The organism is Pseudoalteromonas arabiensis (assembly GCF_001550155.1).
GTDB lineage: Bacteria > Pseudomonadota > Gammaproteobacteria > Enterobacterales > Alteromonadaceae > Pseudoalteromonas > Pseudoalteromonas arabiensis.
The window spans coordinates 1-18,651 of the sequence record NZ_LRUF01000019.1; the positions used below are offsets into that span (position 1 = coordinate 1).

Annotated in this window: 14 protein-coding genes; 12 read left to right on the forward strand and 2 right to left on the reverse strand. The window is 42.5% G+C overall.

Annotation, left to right across the window (positions count from 1 at the left end; all coding sequences use genetic code 11):
* The 8 genes from tuf to PAARA_RS07825 all read left to right on the forward strand — a co-directional run bounded on the left by tuf (position 1) and on the right by PAARA_RS07825 (position 11,119).
* Positions 1-1,185 carry an elongation factor Tu gene (tuf, locus tag PAARA_RS07790; protein ID WP_062567544.1) on the forward strand — a complete coding sequence of 395 codons (1,185 nt, stop codon included), beginning with the start codon at positions 1-3 and terminating at the stop codon, positions 1,183-1,185.
* Positions 1,186-1,467: 282 nt separating this feature from the next.
* The gene (locus PAARA_RS07795) at positions 1,468-3,057 is read left to right on the forward strand and encodes an alkaline phosphatase (RefSeq protein ID WP_062568487.1); all 1,590 of its coding nucleotides are present in this window, start codon (positions 1,468-1,470) and stop codon (positions 3,055-3,057) included.
* 11 nt (positions 3,058-3,068) lie between these two features.
* The gene (locus PAARA_RS07800; protein ID WP_062568488.1) at positions 3,069-4,865 is read left to right on the forward strand and encodes an alkaline phosphatase; all 1,797 of its coding nucleotides are present in this window, start codon (positions 3,069-3,071) and stop codon (positions 4,863-4,865) included.
* Positions 4,866-4,943: 78 nt separating this feature from the next.
* The gene (locus tag PAARA_RS07805) at positions 4,944-5,660 is read left to right on the forward strand and encodes a hypothetical protein (RefSeq protein ID WP_062568489.1); all 717 of its coding nucleotides are present in this window, start codon (positions 4,944-4,946) and stop codon (positions 5,658-5,660) included.
* Positions 5,661-5,759: 99 nt separating this feature from the next.
* Positions 5,760-6,425: an SDR family oxidoreductase gene (locus tag PAARA_RS07810; protein WP_062568490.1), complete on the forward strand. Its 666-nt coding sequence runs from the start codon at positions 5,760-5,762 to the stop codon at positions 6,423-6,425.
* Between the two features lie 137 nt (positions 6,426-6,562).
* Positions 6,563-6,943, forward strand: coding sequence for a hypothetical protein (locus PAARA_RS07815; protein WP_062568491.1), 381 nt, complete (start codon positions 6,563-6,565; stop codon positions 6,941-6,943).
* Positions 6,940-9,276 (forward strand): fatty acid cis/trans isomerase, encoded by a 2,337-nt coding sequence (locus tag PAARA_RS07820; RefSeq protein WP_062568492.1) that lies wholly within the window; start codon positions 6,940-6,942, stop codon positions 9,274-9,276. Before PAARA_RS07815 ends, PAARA_RS07820 begins: the two co-directional genes overlap by 4 nt.
* Positions 9,277-9,370: 94 nt before the next feature.
* Positions 9,371-11,119, forward strand: a complete 1,749-nt coding sequence (locus PAARA_RS07825) for a hybrid sensor histidine kinase/response regulator (protein ID WP_083515283.1) — start codon at positions 9,371-9,373, stop codon at positions 11,117-11,119.
* A gap of 15 nt (positions 11,120-11,134) precedes the next feature.
* On the opposite strand, the gene PAARA_RS07830 is transcribed toward PAARA_RS07825, so the two are convergent.
* The gene (locus PAARA_RS07830) at positions 11,135-11,758 is read right to left on the reverse strand and encodes a DUF4097 family beta strand repeat-containing protein (protein ID WP_062568494.1); all 624 of its coding nucleotides are present in this window, start codon (positions 11,756-11,758) and stop codon (positions 11,135-11,137) included.
* 129 nt (positions 11,759-11,887) lie between these two features.
* Here PAARA_RS07830 and modF point away from each other — a divergent pair, with 129 nt between their 5' ends.
* A complete protein-coding gene (gene modF, locus PAARA_RS07835) occupies positions 11,888-13,345 on the forward strand; it encodes a molybdate ABC transporter ATP-binding protein ModF (protein ID WP_062568495.1) in 1,458 nt (485 codons plus the stop codon).
* Between the two features lie 37 nt (positions 13,346-13,382).
* On the opposite strand, the gene PAARA_RS07840 is transcribed toward modF, so the two are convergent.
* On the reverse strand, positions 13,383-14,261 hold the full coding sequence (locus tag PAARA_RS07840; RefSeq protein ID WP_062568496.1) for a TraB/GumN family protein: 879 nt from the start codon (positions 14,259-14,261) through the stop codon (positions 13,383-13,385).
* Positions 14,262-14,797: 536 nt separating this feature from the next.
* Between PAARA_RS07840 and ilvG the strand changes: the two genes are divergently transcribed.
* From ilvG to ilvD, 3 genes are all read left to right on the forward strand, one after another.
* Positions 14,798-16,447: an acetolactate synthase 2 catalytic subunit gene (gene ilvG / locus PAARA_RS07845; protein WP_062568497.1), complete on the forward strand. Its 1,650-nt coding sequence runs from the start codon at positions 14,798-14,800 to the stop codon at positions 16,445-16,447.
* Positions 16,444-16,689 (forward strand): acetolactate synthase 2 small subunit, encoded by a 246-nt coding sequence (gene ilvM, locus PAARA_RS07850; protein ID WP_054554110.1) that lies wholly within the window; start codon positions 16,444-16,446, stop codon positions 16,687-16,689. The genes ilvG and ilvM overlap by 4 nt, the downstream gene beginning before the upstream one ends.
* A 105-nt stretch (positions 16,690-16,794) precedes the next feature.
* Entirely contained in the window at positions 16,795-18,651 is a 1,857-nt protein-coding gene (gene ilvD, locus PAARA_RS07855; protein ID WP_062568498.1) for a dihydroxy-acid dehydratase, read from the forward strand.

Consider the following 18,651-nt stretch of genomic DNA (forward strand, 5'->3'; position numbering starts at 1 on the left):
ATGGCAAAAGAAAAGTTTGAACGCGTAAAACCGCACGTAAACGTAGGTACAATCGGCCACGTTGACCACGGTAAAACTACCCTAACTGCAGCAATCACTAACGTACTTGCAAAAGTATACGGTGGTGTAGCGAAAGACTTCGCATCAATCGATAACGCTCCAGAAGAGCGTGAGCGTGGTATCACAATCTCAACTTCACACGTTGAGTACGATACACCAACTCGTCACTACGCACACGTAGACTGTCCAGGACACGCCGATTATGTTAAAAACATGATCACAGGTGCTGCTCAAATGGACGGCGCAATCCTAGTAGTTGCTGCGACTGACGGTCCTATGCCACAAACTCGTGAGCACATCCTACTTTCTCGTCAGGTTGGTGTACCTTACATCATCGTATTCATGAACAAATGTGACATGGTTGACGACGAAGAGCTACTTGAGCTAGTTGAGATGGAAGTTCGTGAACTTCTTTCTGAGTACGACTTCCCAGGTGATGACTTACCACTAATCCAAGGTTCTGCGCTTAAAGCGTTAGAAGGCGAGAAAGAGTGGGAAGACAAAATCGTTGAGCTTGCAGAAGCACTAGATTCTTACATCCCAGAGCCAGAGCGTGACATCGATAAGCCATTCATCATGCCTATCGAAGACGTATTCTCAATCCAAGGTCGTGGTACAGTTGTAACTGGCCGTGTTGAAGCTGGTATCATCAACGTGAATGACGAAGTTGAAATCGTAGGTATCAAAGAAACTACGAAGACAACGTGTACAGGTGTTGAGATGTTCCGTAAGCTTCTAGACGAAGGTCGTGCGGGTGAGAACATCGGTGCACTTCTACGTGGTACTAAGCGTGAAGACGTTGAACGTGGTCAAGTACTAGCGAAGCCTGGTTCAATCACTCCACACACGAAGTTCACTTCAGAAGTATACGTACTTTCTAAAGATGAAGGTGGTCGTCACACGCCATTCTTCAAAGGTTACCGTCCACAGTTCTACTTCCGTACAACTGACGTAACAGGTGACGTACAGTTACCAGACGGCGTTGAAATGGTAATGCCTGGTGACAACATCAAGATGACTGTAGAGCTAATCGCTCCAATCGCGATGGACGAAGGTTTACGCTTCGCTATCCGTGAAGGTGGCCGTACAGTTGGTGCTGGTGTTGTAGCTACAATCGTAGAATAATCTACAGATTGCAGTAACACTGTGAAAAAGGTCGCTTAGGCGGCCTTTTTTAATGGTTAAAGAAAATGAGTTGAGCATTCACTCATCATTACTACTACTTTTTATTCCTCTAAAACTAATAGCTTAACTTGCCCCTAGGCTTCCTCTTTTGTTTCATCATTTCGTCATGAAAAGTCACTTTTTAAGTAACAAAACCTTTTTACCATAACCGCGCTGATTACTCTTGTGCAGTTTAGTTAGCACTCTAACTCTTTAAAAATAACGTACTAACGGAACGTAACGATGAAAATTAATAAAATTGCCACTGCAATTGGCTTAACGTTGGCATTCTCAGCCACCGCCAATGCGGGCGTGTTACCAGATAGTCAAAAACAAAATGATTGGTATAGTGCCGCAGAAGCTAAAGTAATAAAAAAAGAAGCGGCAGCTCAGGCTGAGCAAACGTTTAAAGCGAAGAATGTCATTCTATTTGTTGGTGACGGTATGGGTATCTCAACGCTCACTGCATCCCGCATCATGGCAGGGCAAATGGAAGGTAAGACGGGTGAAGAAGGCCTACTTAGCTTTGAGGAGTTTCCTTATTCTGCGCAAATTAAAACGTATAACGTTGATGCGCAAACCCCTGATTCAGCGGGGACGATGACGGCCATTATCTCAGGGGTTAAAACGGATGTTGGCGTAATTGGGGTTAATGAAAATATTGAACGTGGCAAGTGTGCGACAGTTGCTGGCAATGAGTTAATCACGGCGACTGAACTGGCTGAAATTAAGGGCCTAGCAACTGGGGTAATATCAACAGCACGTATCACACACGCAACACCAGCAGCGACCTATGCAAAATCGGCTGATCGTAATTGGGAAGATGTATCAGATATGCCAGCGGATGCAATAGAAGCTGGTTGTGAAGATATTGCCTCACAACTGGTTAATTTTGAGAAAAATCTAGAAGCGCGTTTCGTTGGTACGGATGTAGATGGTCTTGATGTGGTAATGGGCGGCGGTCGTCGCCACTTCTTACCAAAAGATGTGTCATTTAATTCGGCTGATGCTGTCAGCAGTGTTGAAGGTGACCGTACCGATGAGCGTGACTTAACTGCTGAATGGCAAGCAATGTACCCTGATGGCAAGTATGTGATGGACCAAGCTGGCTTCGATGCACTGGTTGGCGATGAGAAAAAAGTTTTTGCATTGTTTAACGAATCACATATGCAGTATGAAGCAGATCGTGATAATGACGTTGCAGGTGAGCCTTCACTTTCACAAATGACAACTAAAGCAATCGATATATTGAAGAATAATGAAAAAGGCTTCTTTTTAACTGTTGAATCAGGTCGTATTGATCATGCCCATCACGCAGGCAACGCTTATAACGCGTTAAACGATACTATTGAATTTGCTAAAGCGGTGCAATCAGCAGTCGATAACACGAACCCTGAAGAAACATTAATCCTTGTTACTGCTGATCACAGCCATGTATTTACGATTGCTGGCTATCCCAAGCGTGGTAATCCAATCCTAGGTCAAGTAGTTGCAGTGGGTAGCGAAGAGCCAAGTCTTGCTGCAGATGGTATGCCTTATACCACCGTTGGTTATGCAAATGGTTTAGGGTTTCGTGATTTAGGCGATGAAACTGATGCAGATGCATCATATAACGACGCTGCTTTTGCAGGCCGCGCTGATTTAGTGGGGGTTGATACGACTGCACCAGGTTATCACCAAGAAGCCATCGTGCCGTTAAGTTCAGAGACTCATGCTGGTGAAGATATTTCACTGCATGCGAAAGGTCCAGGTGCGCAACTTGCGCAAGGGGTTGTGGAGCAGAATGTAATTTTCCACATCATTAATCAAGCTCTCGAACTAATTGAAGAATAATGGCGACGACGATGAAAAAACTAAATTTAATTTCTCTTGCTGTAGTAGTGGCATTAACGGGTTGTTCTGATGATGATGACAACTCACCAAAAACGTTAACGGTTGAAAACACACTCGCTGTGGGGTCAGAGCAGTGTGTAAACGGTGGTACAGAAACGCTAACTGGCACCGATAGCAATGATAACGGTACATTAGACTCAGCAGAAGTTACCGATACAACTTTGTCATGTAATGCACCGGCAACCACCTTAACAGCAGCACAGCTAGCGCCGCTTACGGATAATGACTGGTTTAAAGAAGCGCAAGTCAAAGTGGCTACTAGCGAAGAAAACATTGCTGCAGTTGCGAAAGACTCAGGTAAAGCGAAAAACGTGATCCTGTTTGTAGGTGATGGCATGGGTATTTCGACCGTGACTGCTGCACGTATTATGGCAGGTCAGCTAGAAGGTAAGCTAGGTGAAGAGCACCAACTTAGCTTTGAAGCTTTACCGTTTTCTGGTTTTGCTAAAACCTATAACGTGGATGCGCAAACACCTGATTCAGCGGGCACGATGACGGCAATGGCATCAGGTGTAAAAACCGATGCAGGTGTTATCGGCGTTGATGAAGATATCGAACGTGGCAACTGCGCAACGGTTGCGGGCAATGAGCTGGTAACGGCGACGGAGCTGGCTGAGATTGCTGGTAAGTCGACAGGGATTGTATCGACTGCGCGTATTACACACGCAACGCCTGCTGCAACGTATGCAAAATCGGCAGATCGTAACTGGGAAGACGTATCAGATATGCCTGAAACTGCAGTTACTGCTGGCTGTGAAGATATTGCATCGCAGTTAGTTAATTTTGAGGCAAACTTAGAAGCACGCTATGCCGGCTTAAATGTTGATGGTTTAGAAGTTGTGATGGGCGGCGGTCGTCGTCATTTCTTACCTAAAGACGCTGCATTTAACTCAGCAGATGCTGTGAGCTCTGTGGAAGGCGACCGTACCGATGGTCGCGACCTAACTGCAGAATGGAAAGCGAAATACCCAGCGGGTCAGTATGTGATGGACCAAGCAGGTTTTGATGCAATCAATGCAGATACAACAGAGCGCGTATTTGGTCTGTTTAATGAATCACATATGCAATACGAAGCAGACCGCGCGAACGATGTTGCTGGTGAGCCGTCACTTTCTGAAATGACCGCAAAAGCAATTGATGTACTCGATAACAACGACAATGGTTTCTTCTTAACTGTTGAAGCTGGTCGTATTGATCATGCTCACCATGCGGGCAATGCATACAATGCATTAAGCGACACAGTTGAGCTTTCAAAAGCTGTGCAAGTTGCCCTTGATAAAACCAGTATTGAAGACACGTTAATAATCGTAACAGCTGACCACAGCCACGTATTTACCATTGCAGGCTACCCAAAACGTGGTAACCCAATACTAGGTAAAGTGGTACCAGTGGGGAGTGATGAACCATCACTTGCCGCCGATAATATGCCGTACACAACGGTTGGTTATACCAATGGCGGTGGTTTCCGTGACCTAGGTGATGAAACCGATGCTGATGCAGGTTATAACTTTGCACCGGTGACAGGTCGCGTTGACCTTACCGATGTTGACACAACAACACCAGGCTTCCACCAAGAGGCTGTTGTACCATTGGGTTCCGAAACACATGCTGCAGAAGATGTGGGTGTGTATGCAGTAGGCCCTGGCGCGCATTTAGTAACGGGTACTAATGAGCAAAGCCTTATTTTCCATGTAATGGATTATGCCGCTGACCTTGTTAAACAAGCCGATGCTAAATTAGCACAGTAATGAGTTTTTGGGAGGCACTTAGAGCCTCCCTTACTCTGTAAGTTATTGATAGAAAACCGCAGATAAAAAGAGAATACCGTGAAAGCAGCTATCTTAATTGCCACATTAATGAGTCCACTCGCCGTTGCTGGCCAATGCAACATGAACACAGGTTTTACGCAAGCCAACTACAAAGTGACGACAGGTACTATTACTAATAAACAGCACACAGAAAGCATTTTTACTCTTTGGCGTACGCCGCATCAAGTGGCTAAACAAAACCCACAGTTTATTGAATTATGGCAAGAGTTACGGAATCAACAAATAAGACCAATTCGTTACTTTCAAGAGGCTCAGCGCGGTATTGAGTATCAACCCTCAGAAGTGCAAGGCAAGCAAGATTGGAGTAGTAAGTATCAGTTAGTCAGCGATAAGCTTTTAGCCTCAATGACGCACCAGAAAAGTACAGGTGAAGGCTGTGAGCTGGTGGAGTATTATACAAAGCAGCAAGGTGAGAGCAAGATAGAGCTAAGCTGGCTTGCGAATCAAAAATTACTAAAATCAATTCGCATTTCATCACCACGCTATAGTCGTGAAATTGTTTTAACAGCCAGCAATCATAATCAACAAAAGGTGAAGGCACAGTTTGCAGAGTGGGATAACTATCAAACCACAGATTACGCAGACATTGGCGACAATGAAAACGACCCATTCCTCGCAAAAATGATTAACCAAGGCTTTGTTGAACATGGCGCCAGTGGTTTTTATGATGCTCAAGGTAACCAGTTACAAGGCTCACACAAACATCATCATTAATAAGAGTTATTGGCCATAATTGCTTATGGGCTTTAGCTCTTGGTTTTTTTCTTATTAACCCCAAGGTTATAGGATACAAGATAATTTTAGGAGTGTGTGATGACAAAGCATGTTGTGGTAACAGGTGCAAATAAAGGTATTGGCCTTAATTTTTGCAAGCAATACGTGACGAAAGGGTATCGAGTAACCGCCGTTGTTCGTTCCCCTAGTGAAGAGCTTAAAGCATTAGATATCAAAATCATTAGTGATATTGATGTGGCCAACGCCGATGATGTTACCACGTTAGCAAATCACCTCCATGGTGACAAAATTGATATTTTGATTAATAACGCTGGTGTTTTTCATAACGAAACTTTAGACGATATGGACTTTAGTGCAATTGAAAAACAACTTCACGTGAATGCTATCGCCCCTGTTCGAGTCACTCACGCACTACTACAAAGTTTGGGCCTTAATGCGAAGGTTGCGATGATCACATCACGAATGGGGTCAATTGCCGACAATAGTTCTGGTGGTTATATTGGTTATCGTATGTCTAAGGCTGCACTGAATGCCGCAGGGGTAAGTTTGGCGCACGAGCTTAAAGATAAAAAAATTGCGGTTGGATTATTTCATCCTGGGTTTGTGCAAACGCAAATGGTTAATTTTGCAGGTGATATTAGCCCCGACACAGCAGTAGAGCGTTTAATAAAACGTATTGATGAACTAAACCTGAGTAATACCGGAGGCTTTTGGCATTCCAATGGTGAAACCTTACCTTGGTAAGGCAAGCTCACCTTGTTTAAAAATAGGGTAGTTAGTGGTTAAATTGCTGCTAACTACTGATAACTTTCGCTAATTTTTGAACTTATTGTTTGCTATACTCGTATAATTGAAAGCCATATCGATGTAGAGAGCAGCACATGGAATTAGAGCAGAATAGCGATTTAACTCTTCCCCTTTTTTATTTTGACGAGAACCTTCACCGTCGTGACATTGAGTCCCCAGATTTACTTTTGCATGTCACGCTCAGTGAAGAGTTGCTGACTCAGCTTTGTCAAAACCCTGCGCAAGATAGCAGCGTAGCTATAACGCTGACAGATTACCGTGTTGATGTTCTTAGCGTTGATTACCAATCGCTTATTGATACAGAACACGATGCCCAATTAACCCTTGTTCGAGGCCCCTTACTAAGTGCAATGTTAAGCACCGAAGGGGAGCATAGCTTTGTATCGCCACAAGTCGATATGATGCCAACATTTGATTTGGGTGATGACATCGAAGATAGTGAGGAAGAAGGATGAAAAAGGCCTTAACCACGCTGTTTGGTTTAATATTATTAAGCGGTTGTGCTTATTTAGGTGCAGCGCATTACGATGAACTTTTTGGCAAAGAGCAGCCTCAAGAACGAGTAGTCGCTGCAGCCTCAGCTGAAGGTGTAGAGTTTTTAACGGATGTAAAACCTGTGCTTGATAGCCGATGTGTTGTGTGCCATGGCTGTTATGATGCACCGTGTCAGTTAAAACTGTCATCAGTAGAAGGAATTGATCGTGGCCTTAGTAAAGAGCGCGTTTATGATGGGACACGTTTACTTGCTCAGGAGCCTAGCCGACTACTGTTTGACGCACTTGATACTGCTCAGTGGCGTGAAAAAGGTTTTACTCCGGTGCTCAATGAGCGCATTCAAACTGAAGAAGCCAACCTTGCAGGCAGTGTGCTTTATAATGCCCTAGTGCTTAAACAAAGCAGCCCATTACCTGCGCAAGCAATTTTAGGCGATGAATTTGATTTCAGCCTTGATCGCGAGCAAACCTGTACCACAATGGGTGAATTCGACTCATTTGCTAAAAATAACCCTCACAGTGGTATGCCTTATGGTTTACCGGGGATTTCAACTGAAGAGTTTCAGCATCTTGCTAAATGGTTAAGAAAGGGGGGCTATTTAGCTCACATCGAGCCACCAGAGCCCGATGTTCTTGAGCAGGTTAAGCGTTGGGAAGCATTTTTTAATCAAGATGATCTAAAAGCTCAGCTAGCTGCGCGCTATATTTATGAACATTGGTATTTGGCTCATATTTACTTCCCTGAGCATGCTGATAAGCATAGTTATTTTAAACTCGTGCGTTCATCAACTCCGCCAGGGCAAGATATCAAAGTAATAAGTACTCGTCGCCCGTATGAAGATCCTAAAGTTGAACGAGTTTACTATCGCTTAATGCATGATCGCTCAACTATTTTAGCGAAAACGCACCTGCCTTTAGCACTTAATGATGAGAAGCTTGAACGCTTACATTCGCAATTCATTGAGGCTGACTATCAGGTAAATAAGCTACCGAGTTATAAACCTGAGGTTGCATCAAACCCATTTAAAGCATTTGCTGCAATCCCTGTTAACTCACGCTATCAATTTATGCTTGATGAAGCTGAGCTGATAATTATGGGCTTCATAAAAGGGCCTGTATGCCGTGGTCAAATAGCCTTAAATGTTATTAATGATCAATTTTGGGTGGCTTTTGCTAAGCCTGAAATGGCAGCTACACCTAAAGTGGGTGAGTTATTATTACAGCACGAAGATGCACTTGCGTTGCCAGCTGAAGAAGAGAGTAATGCTTTACCAATTTCCAGTTGGGTAAAATACTCTAAACGTCAAAACCAGTATTTGTCGGCAAAAGTCGCGTTGGCCAATAAAATGTTTGAAAATGGCCAACATTTAACAACGGATCTACTTTGGCAAGGTGACGGGCATAACCAAAATGCGGCGCTAACAGTATTTCGTCATTTTGATAGCGCAACGGTTGTCAAAGGTTGGATAGGCCAGCAGCCAAAAACAGCGTGGGTGCTTGATTATGCGTTGTTTGAACGTATTCACTACTTGCTGGTGGCAGGCTTCGACGTGTATGGCAATATAGGCCATCAGTTACTTACCCGTTTATATATGGACTTTTTACGTTTAGAAGGTGAAGCGAATTATTTGGCATTGCTACCAGAGGCTAAACGTAAGGAAATTAAAGCTCAGTGGTATCGTAAATCGCCACCTAGCTTAACTAACTTCTTCGAAGATGAGTTATCGTTTAGTCAACCAACAGGCATTGATTATAAAACATCAGATCCGCAAACTGAGTTGTTCACTATGTTAAAAGCAAAGTTGCAGTCTGTTTTGAGCCCTCGATTTGACTATACAAAAGTACCAGAGCCGTTAGCCAGTATTAATCATTTACCTGTTAAGGCAGTGAATCTATTGCCACAAATATCGTTTGTGTTAGTAAAAAATGGCAGCGATAAACACAAGGCATACACACTTATTCATCATAATGCTCACTATAATATTTCGAGCTTGTTGAATGAAGAAGGGCAACGTGCTTATGCAGAAGACACTGTCACTATTGTGCCTGGTTTTATTGGTGATTACCCTGAAGCTATTTGGTATCTACACAATGAACAGCAAGTCGCTGCGTTTGCATCTGGACTTGCAAAAGTAACGGATGAAGCTGCATATCGAGATTTAAAAAGTGAGTTTGCAATTCGCCGAACTCATCCGCAGTTTTGGCAGTACAGTGATATTTTGCACCAAACAGCGAAAGAATACCGTGGTGTTGAGTTTGGCCTATTCGATTACAACCGCTTAGAGAATAGGTAATAACGAGTAAGTAGTCTGATTTATAAAGCCTACAGCTATAGGCTTTATAAATCTTTTTATACTACACTGAATATAAAAAATACTTGAGTCGGATATGTTAGATCTGGTTGTAGATATCAGGAAACGATATCGCTGGGGATTGTTGGCAATCGCCATTTTAATTTCGGTATCTGTGTCTTTGATGCAGTATTTACTTTATATTCAAAAAGGTGATGCGCAAGTTATTAACATCGCTGGTAAACAGCGCATGTTGTCACAAAAAATAGCGCTTTATGGAAATGCGCTTATCTTCGAACCATCAGGGCAAACACAGCAGCATCGCATGCTATTGCAGCACGCTGTAGAGCAATTCGTGGCGGGTCATCAGTTTTTACTTCAAAAAGATAGCAGTGGACAGTTTCTTTATTTAAATGATGCGCTAAAGGCTCACTATTTCTCTTCTCCAACACAGCTAGACTTGCACGTTAAGCAATACATTAGTAAAGCGCAGCAGCTATTAAATAGTCGCTCTAATTATGGTACTCAAGGTCGCTCCCCATTTAGCAGTGAACATTTAGAAAAGCTTTTAATGGACTTAGATAAAGCTGTTTATCTCTTAGAGCAAAGCGCTGTTACCAAGGTAAAAGTCATTTCTATATTAGAGATTGTTTTTTGGGTTATTGCGATTGGATTGCTGATTGTGGAGCTTATGTTTATCTTCAAACCAATGGAAAAGCTCATTGCAAAAACAATAAAACAATATCAGCAACAAAAAGAAGTGGTAGAGCGTGTTAGCCATAATAAAGAGCGTTTTATAGCTCGCGCCAGTCATGAATTTAGAACACCATTGCAAGGATTGACAGCGTCAATAGGGGCGCTGGATATTAATGATAATCAGCAACTCACAAAAAAGCAGGCTTTATACTGCGTAAATAGGTTAGTCTCAATGCTGGATGAGCTACTTGATTTGCAGAAGCTTACTACAGGGGAGTGGCAGCTGAATTTAGCACAAGGCAATTTATTAACTAGCCTTCAGCAGGCCGTTACTCCGTTTGAATATGCGTGTAATGATAAAAAAATCACTTTTACGATTAACTTTGCAGAATCAGTAAACAAAGAGGTCATTAGTGATCATGGGCGACTCCAACAAGTATTTGCAGAGCTTGTAAACAATGCTGTCAAGTTCACTCCAACACAAGGGCGTATAGCGGTTACAGCCAGTTGCCAAGGTGAGAAAGGTTTTGTATTTGAGGTGCAAGATAATGGTAAAGGGTTTGACCACTCATCCAGTGATTTTTTAAATGACGAGCAAGATGCAGAGCAGAATTTTCAAGGTTTAAAAACGGGACTGCTCAGGGTAAAACAAATTATTAAAGCGCTTGAAGGGGATATTCAGTTTTTTAATGTCCCGCCCCATGGCGTGAAAGTGGTAGTAAAGCTAGCCTTTAAGCAAGCACCCAAAGAGGCAACTAAGGCATTATTACCTAGTAGCTTGCATTGTTTAATTGTTGAAGATAACACTTTAAATGCGACAATATTAGGCCGCATTCTGAGCCAATTTAATTATACTTATGATATAGCGCCAAACGGTTTAATCGCGACAGATATGACCGAAACTAAGCCATATGATGTGATATTCATGGATCTCAACATGCCTGTGATGGATGGCTTTCAAGCAATCGACATAATTAGAAATGAGCAATGTCAACTGACGCCTATTTTGGCTGTAACAGCCAATACCTCCAGTGAAGATTTGCAACGCATCTATGCGTTAGGTGCAAACCTTCACTTATATAAACCAATAACAGCCGAAACAGTAGAAAAAGCCTTGACGATTATGTTTGCTGAAAATAGACCAGAATAAGCGCCATTAAAGGTTTTAATTACTGACTTTTATATCGCCGACGCCCACCTCAACATCAATCTCAAATTGCCCATTACCACTATAGTTTGAGTGTGAACTGACAATTTTTCTGCTTTGTTTTGCTTCATTTAGCATGCCACGAATTTTTGTATCACCCACACCTGTTTCCAGCTCAATACGTTTGTAGTCATCAAGTGCACTATCGATACGCACAGCCCCCACTCCAAGCTCAATATCCACAGAGTTACTTGTATCATTTATTTCAATGTCACCCACACCTAGCTCTACATCAATCGCCATTGTGTTGGGCATTTTTACTAACCAATTTTGTTGAATATCATCGTTATCAAGCTTTAAGCTCAGTGAGCCTGCGCTTTGTGAATGACTAAGTTTAATATCTGATAAGTCCATTTCAGAGTCAAACCAACCTGTATCGTTTTTTGGCTCAATACGCACTGTGACCACCACTTCGCTGCCTGTGTAGTTTTGTACTTCTAAGCTGCCAACTGGAAAATCGATTTCAAGCTGGCTTGTGCCATTAATTGCAAAGGTGTGATTGAGCTCTCGTGAATCTTTTGCTGTAGAGTCTGAGGTTGCCAGTATCAGGCCTATTGCAGCCACACAAAGTAATTTTTTCATTGTTTTTTTCCTATAAATGACCTTTTATACCTTAGTCGCAGCTGTATTCAAAAAAGGTTTAAACGATTTTTAATTTTTTATCGAATGGGGTAACGTCAAGCTAACGGTAACTTAGAATGAGGATTCAACGTGCAACAAGTGCAGTTGGTTAATGTTAAAGCCAGCCTAAAGGGGCAGGGTAATGATATTTATTTTTTAGATGATCTCAATATTAATGTATCGGCATTGCAGCAATGGGTTTTACTTGGCGCCAATGGCGCGGGTAAATCAGCAGTGGCTGCAGCCATTGCCGGTTTTGCTAAAATAGAGCAAGGCCACTATGAGAATAGCTTTGAGCGCGTTGCATTGGTCTCACCAGACAGCCAAAAGCAGCTACTCGCGGCGGAGCTAACAAAAGATCAAGATGACATTGTTGAGGGTGTTACTGTCTCTAGCACCGTTTACGAGATTATGATTGCTGGCCGTGATGAGCAGCAGCTTGATAATGAGTTGCTACAACAATTAATTGCCATGTTTGATTTTAAAGATAAGCTTAGCAAGGCATTTCGCGATTTATCAACCGGAGAAACCCGTAAATTATTGTTAATTCAGGCTTTGGTAGGGCGACCAGATTTACTTGTGCTTGATGAGCCGTTTGATGGTTTAGATGTCACAGCGATGGCTGAGCTAAATCAATTATTAACAAGGTTAAGCGCAACAACAACTCTCATTTTTGTACTCAATAGATTAACTGAAATCCCTGATTTTGTTGAACACTACGGCTATGTTAAAGCGGGTGATGTGGCTCAGCAATTAGCAAACCCCACAATTGAGCAGCGCGATGATTTATTAAAGCTATTGCATCTAACTCATACAGAGCTACGAATACCTGACGCAGATAGTGATCATCAAGCACCCACACTTACTGATTCGATGTTAGTAAAACTAAAAAATGCTTCAGTGAGCTATGCGGGTGAGACAGTTTTTGAAAACCTAAACTGGCAAATAAATCAAGGCGAACATTGGCAGTTAACCGGCAAAAATGGCTCAGGTAAAACCTGCTTGCTGAACCTTATCACTGGCGATAACCCGCAGTGTTATAACAACGATATTAAGGTGTTTGGTTTTCAGCGTGGCAGTGGTGAGAGTATTTGGCAAATTAAACAGCACATTGGTTATATCTCTAATGCGCTGCATATGGATTATCGAGTCAGTATCACGGCACTCAATACCCTTGTATCGGGTTTTTATGACAGTATTGGCCTTTATCAAAAAGCCACTGATAAACAGCTAGAAATTGCTACCAAGTGGTTAGCTTTGCTGGGTTTAAGTGACAAAAAAAATAGCTCTTTTAGTCAGCTATCCTTTGGTGATCAGCGATTATTATTGATTGCGAGGGCAATGATAAAACACCCTAATTTATTAATTTTAGATGAGCCTTGCCTTGGTCTTGATGAAGCAAATAGGCAGCGAGTGCTATTACTGATAGAAAAAATCTGCGCCGCAGGGACAAGTACTGTTGTGTACGTTAATCATCATGCAAGTGACAAAATCACAGGTATTGAACACTATTTAGAGATGGCTGATTTCACAAAAAAAGCGCCATAAAAGGCGCTTATAAAATTTGAATTTGATTATAGAACATTTAGATACGTGTAACCGTGAAGCCTTTATCAGTTAGCTGCTTTAGCAAACCATGTTGTTCAGGCAAGTGCAAAGCACCAACGGCAATAAATAATTTTTCTTTGCCGATACGTGATGAAAGTTGCTTTACCCAATTATTATTGCGATCGATTAGCATTACTTGCTCACTTAGTTCACCATATTGAGAATCATCAAAGCTTTCGTTATAAAACTTTGCTAGCGTTTTCATATCGCCAGATTTCCACGCATTGATAAGGCCAAAAAAGTAAGTGTCGACATCAGCTAGCTGCTCAAATGTTTCTTCAATCATCTTATCGTTCATAACTGCTAAATGAGTAAACATTTCCATTTGTAGCTCAAGAGTTTCTAATTCACCGATAGGTTTATTGTGTGCTTGCGCATAAGCAAGTACTTGTTTGTCTATACCATACTGGTCAGAGAATCCCACATTTTGAAACTCCATTTGCATCATGGTGACCATCACAGCCCACGGTGCTAAGTTTTTAAACATTGCGATATCGATAGACTTATCGGCAAAGTATTTTTGTAGCTTATTGAAGTTATCTACAGAAAGCTCTGATTGCAGTGTTTTTCCATCTTTAAGCATCATAAAAGGCAATGAGCGGCGCTGCATTTCGGTTGCTGAAATGGTGCTGATATCTACCTCAACAATCACTTCATCACTGCTCTCAATTGCAGATGTAACCTTATTTGGTAGACCTTGCATGCTTTTATCACCCACATGCACGGTGCCAAATAAATAGGACGAAATACCGTTTTTTTCTATTTTCCATAGTCCTGGTTCTGCCAATGCACATTGGCTAAAACCAAGTAATAGCACCATAAAAAACAGAGCATTAAAGCGCTGAATGAATCTCATAATTTTCCCTTTCAAATTGTGACTGTTTTCAATACTAAACTAATTTTCCACAAGCAGTTAAATTAAATCGAATGAAAGCAGAAAAAATACCAGACAAGAGCTAAAAATTAATCAGCTATAGAATAGCTAATAAACAGGTATGAAGTTTCCATATTTGTATAAAAGTGAAATATAAACCCTTTTTAAATCATATTTTGAATATTAATTCCTTTTTAAGTGTTTTTTATATGTTTTTTTGAATTAATTTTATTGTTGACTTGAAGGGCTTAGCGCGGTACTAATAGAAAAAGGCAGCGGGATGGCTAGATTTCCGCTACAAATGAACAAAATTTGGTTACAGATAAATGCTTACAAACAAACTTTCTCTAATTCTGATTAACGTCGTGGTGATTATTATTACCGCGGGGGCGAGTTAGTGCTTAGAGAAAAGTGAAGCATTTAAAAAGCCCCCCGCACTTAACAGTTCGGGGGGCTTTTTCGTTTTAAGGTTTGAGTTGCAGCAAATACACAATGTCACTGAGGAATGAGGATTTACGATGACAGGCGCAGAGTTAACAATCGATTTATTGGCCAAACATGGCGTTAAGGATGTTTTTGGTTACCCAGGTGGTGCCATCATGCCTATTTACGACGCTTTGTATGGTGCGCCAGTCAAACATTATTTGACGCGCCATGAGCAAGGGGCTGGCTTTGCAGCGGTGGGCTTTGCGCGAAGCACAGGTAAGTTAGGCGTGTGTTTTGCAACTTCCGGTCCAGGGGCGACCAACTTAATAACCGCGCTTGCCGATGCGATGATGGATTCGGTGCCATTACTTGCTATCACAGGTCAAGTACCAACCGCAGCGATAGGTTCCGACGCCTTTCAGGAAGTGGATGTGTTAGGCATGTCGTTATCATGCACTAAACATAGTTACATGGTTGAAAGAGCTGAAGACTTAGCCGAAATCCTACAAGAAGCCATCCATATAGCACAAAGCGGCCGCCCAGGCCCTGTGTTAGTTGATATCCCTAAAGACATCCAAATGGCGCAAGTACCATTCCACCCTTGGTTAGCCGCCGAAGATCACTTACCAACATTAGATTCAAACCAAGTTGCTATTGCCAATCAAATCTTAAGTGAAGCGCAGCGCCCTGTAGCGTATATCGGTGGTGGTGTACAAGCTGCCAATGCGCAAGATGAATTAATGCAGTTTTTAGAAAAAACACATATGCCTGCAGTATCAACGTTAAAAGCGTTGGGTAGTGTATTACCTGATTATGAATATGACTTAGGCATGCTAGGTATGCATGGCGGTAAAGCGGCTAACTTAGCGGTGCAAGAGTGTGATGTTTTGGTCTGTATTGGTGCCCGCTTTGACGACCGTGTCACTGGCAACTTAAGCAAGTTTGCGGCAAAAGCAAAGGTTATTCACCTTGATATTGATGCGGCAGAGGTTGGTAAGCGTAAGCCTGCAAAAGCGTCATTAGTGGCAGATTTAAAAACGTCTTTACCGCAACTTGATTGTTTTGTTACACCAGATGAGTGGCTAACGCATATCGAAAGCATGATGAAAGAGCATGCATGGCGTTATGACTATCCGGGCGAGAAAGTATTTGCACCTTACTTGTTAAACCAGCTAAGCCAAAAAATGCCATCAACGGGTGTGGTGTGCTGTGATGTGGGTCAGCACCAAATGTGGGTGGCGCAGCATATGAAGTTTAGCCACCCAAGTAATCATTTAAGTAGTGGTGGTGCAGGTACCATGGGTTTTGGTTTGCCGGCCGCTATTGGCGCGCAAGTTGCTCGCCCAAGAGATTTTGTGATCACAGTGTCGGGTGATGGTTCAATCATGATGAACATTCAAGAACTGGCAACAATTCGCCGTAACAATCTGCCAGTTAAAATTCTAATCTTAGATAACCAGCGCTTAGGCATGGTACGTCAATGGCAGCAGCTATTTTTTGAAGGTCGTTATTCTGAAACAAACCTTTCAGATAATCCTGATTTTGTGCAGTTAGCAGCGGTGTTTGGCATTCCAGGTCAAACCATCACTAAAGCAGATGAAGTTGATGCTGCGGTTGATGCGTTAGTAAATAGTGAAGGCCCATACATTCTGCATGCCTGTATCGATGATAAAGAAAATGTATGGCCGCTTGTACCGCCCGGTGCTGCCAATGATGAAATGATGACGGAGACAGTAAAATGAAACACACCCTAACGATTGCACTAAAGAATCAAAGTGTTGCGGTAGAGCGCTTTTTACGCGTAGCGCGTCATCGCGGCTTTGACCTAACAACCATGAATTTAGAAATGGCTGACGAAGCGTTTCACGTCACTATGACGGTAGACAGCGATAAGCCAATTTATCTACTAACATCACAATTAAATAAATTGGTCGATGTTAAACACGTTAATGTTGAAAACCAATTTCAACAACAAGCAATCTAGTAAAAAAATCAACAGGTAACTAGAGCAATCAGATTGATGTTTTAGTGAGAAATAAATTAGGAATGAGGAAGTCAGTGGCATGCCACTGCAACAACTGAGGTAATTATGGCTAAATTAAGAAGTGCAACAACAACAGAAGGTCGCAAACGTGCTGGGGCGCGTGCTTTATGGCGTGCAACAGGGATGACAGATAAAGACTTTGGTAAGCCAATTATCGCTGTTGTTAACTCGTACACTCAGTTTGTACCAGGGCACGTTCATCTTAACCAACTCAGTGAGCTAATGGCCGAAACCATCACCGAAGCGGGTGGTGTACCAAAAGAATTTAATACCATTGCAATCGATGATGGTATCGCAATGGGTCACGGCGGCATGCTGTATTCACTCCCATCGCGTGATTTAATTGCTGACTCAGTGGAATACATGGTTAATGCACACTGTGCCGATGCCATGATCTGTATTTCTAACTGCGACAAAATCACCCCAGGGATGATGCTGGCAGCACTGCGTTTAAATATCCCCGTTATTTTTGTATCAGGTGGTCCAATGGAGGCGGGTAAAACACGCCTTGCTGATATCGACATTAAACTTGATTTAGTGGATGCCATGGTAAAAGGCGCTGATACCTCAGTAAGCGATGAAGACTCAGACAAAGTTGAGCGCTCTGCCTGTCCTACTTGTGGTTCATGTTCGGGCATGTTCACTGCCAACTCAATGAACTGCTTATTAGAAGCGATTGGCTTGGCACTGCCGGGTAACGGTACCACACTTGCAACGCATAAAGACCGTAAACAACTTTACGTTGAAGCGGGTGCGCGCATTGTTGATTTATGCCGTGAGTATTATCAAAAAGATAATGCAGCAGTATTACCGCGTGCTATTGCTAATCGCACTGCCTTTATGAATGCCATGGTGGTTGATATTGCCATGGGTGGTTCATCAAATACGGTTTTACACTTATTAGCTGCAGCGCAAGAGGCAGGTGTTGATTTTGATATGTCGCACATCGATGCGCTTTCTCGCAAAACTCCTTTCCTTTGTAAAGTGGCACCCGCAACCAATAAATATCACATTGAAGATGTACACCGCGCTGGTGGCATGATGGCAATTATTCGTGAATTAGGTAAGGCAGGCCTTGTCGATTTATCTGTTGATCACGTGGCGGGTCATACTATGGCTGAAATGGTGACTAAATGGGATGCGACTGACCCTAATAATGAAGTGGCGCAAAAATTCTATAAAGCAGGCCCAGCGGGTATCCGTACAACAAAAGCAATGAGTCAAGAATGCCGCTGGCCAGAACTTGATAATGACCGTGAAAACGGCTGTATCCGCAGTGTTGAAAATGCCTTTCGTCAAGATGGCGGCTTAGCAGTACTATCAGGTAACTTAGCCCTTGATGGCTGTATTGTTAAAAGTGCCGGTGTCGTTGAAGAAATGCTGCACTTTGAAGGCCCCGCAGTTGTATACGAATCACAAGATGATTCAGTTGAAGGGATTCTTAACGGTGAAGTGAAAGCGGGTGATGTGGTTGTTATTCGCTACGAAGGACCCAAAGGCGGCCCAGGCATGCAAGAAATGCTGTATCCAACGAGTTACTTAAAATCAATGGGCTTAGGTGAAAAATGTGCGCTTATCACAGATGGTCGTTTCTCGGGTGGTACATCAGGTTTATCCATTGGTCACGTTTCACCAGAAGCAGCAAGCGGTGGGGCAATCGCCTATGTTGAAAATGGCGATAAAATAGTAATTGATATCGCAACCCGTGAAATCACCCTAGCCCTGTCTGATGAAGAGCTTGAAGCACGTAAACAAAAGCAATTAGCACGCGGTAAAGATGCTTATAAACCACTGGACCGTGATCGCTATGTTTCATCTGCACTTAAAGCTTATGCGTTACTTGCAACCAGTGCAGACAAAGGGGCTGTGCGCGATTTAGCAAAACTTGAGGAGCTTAGTTAA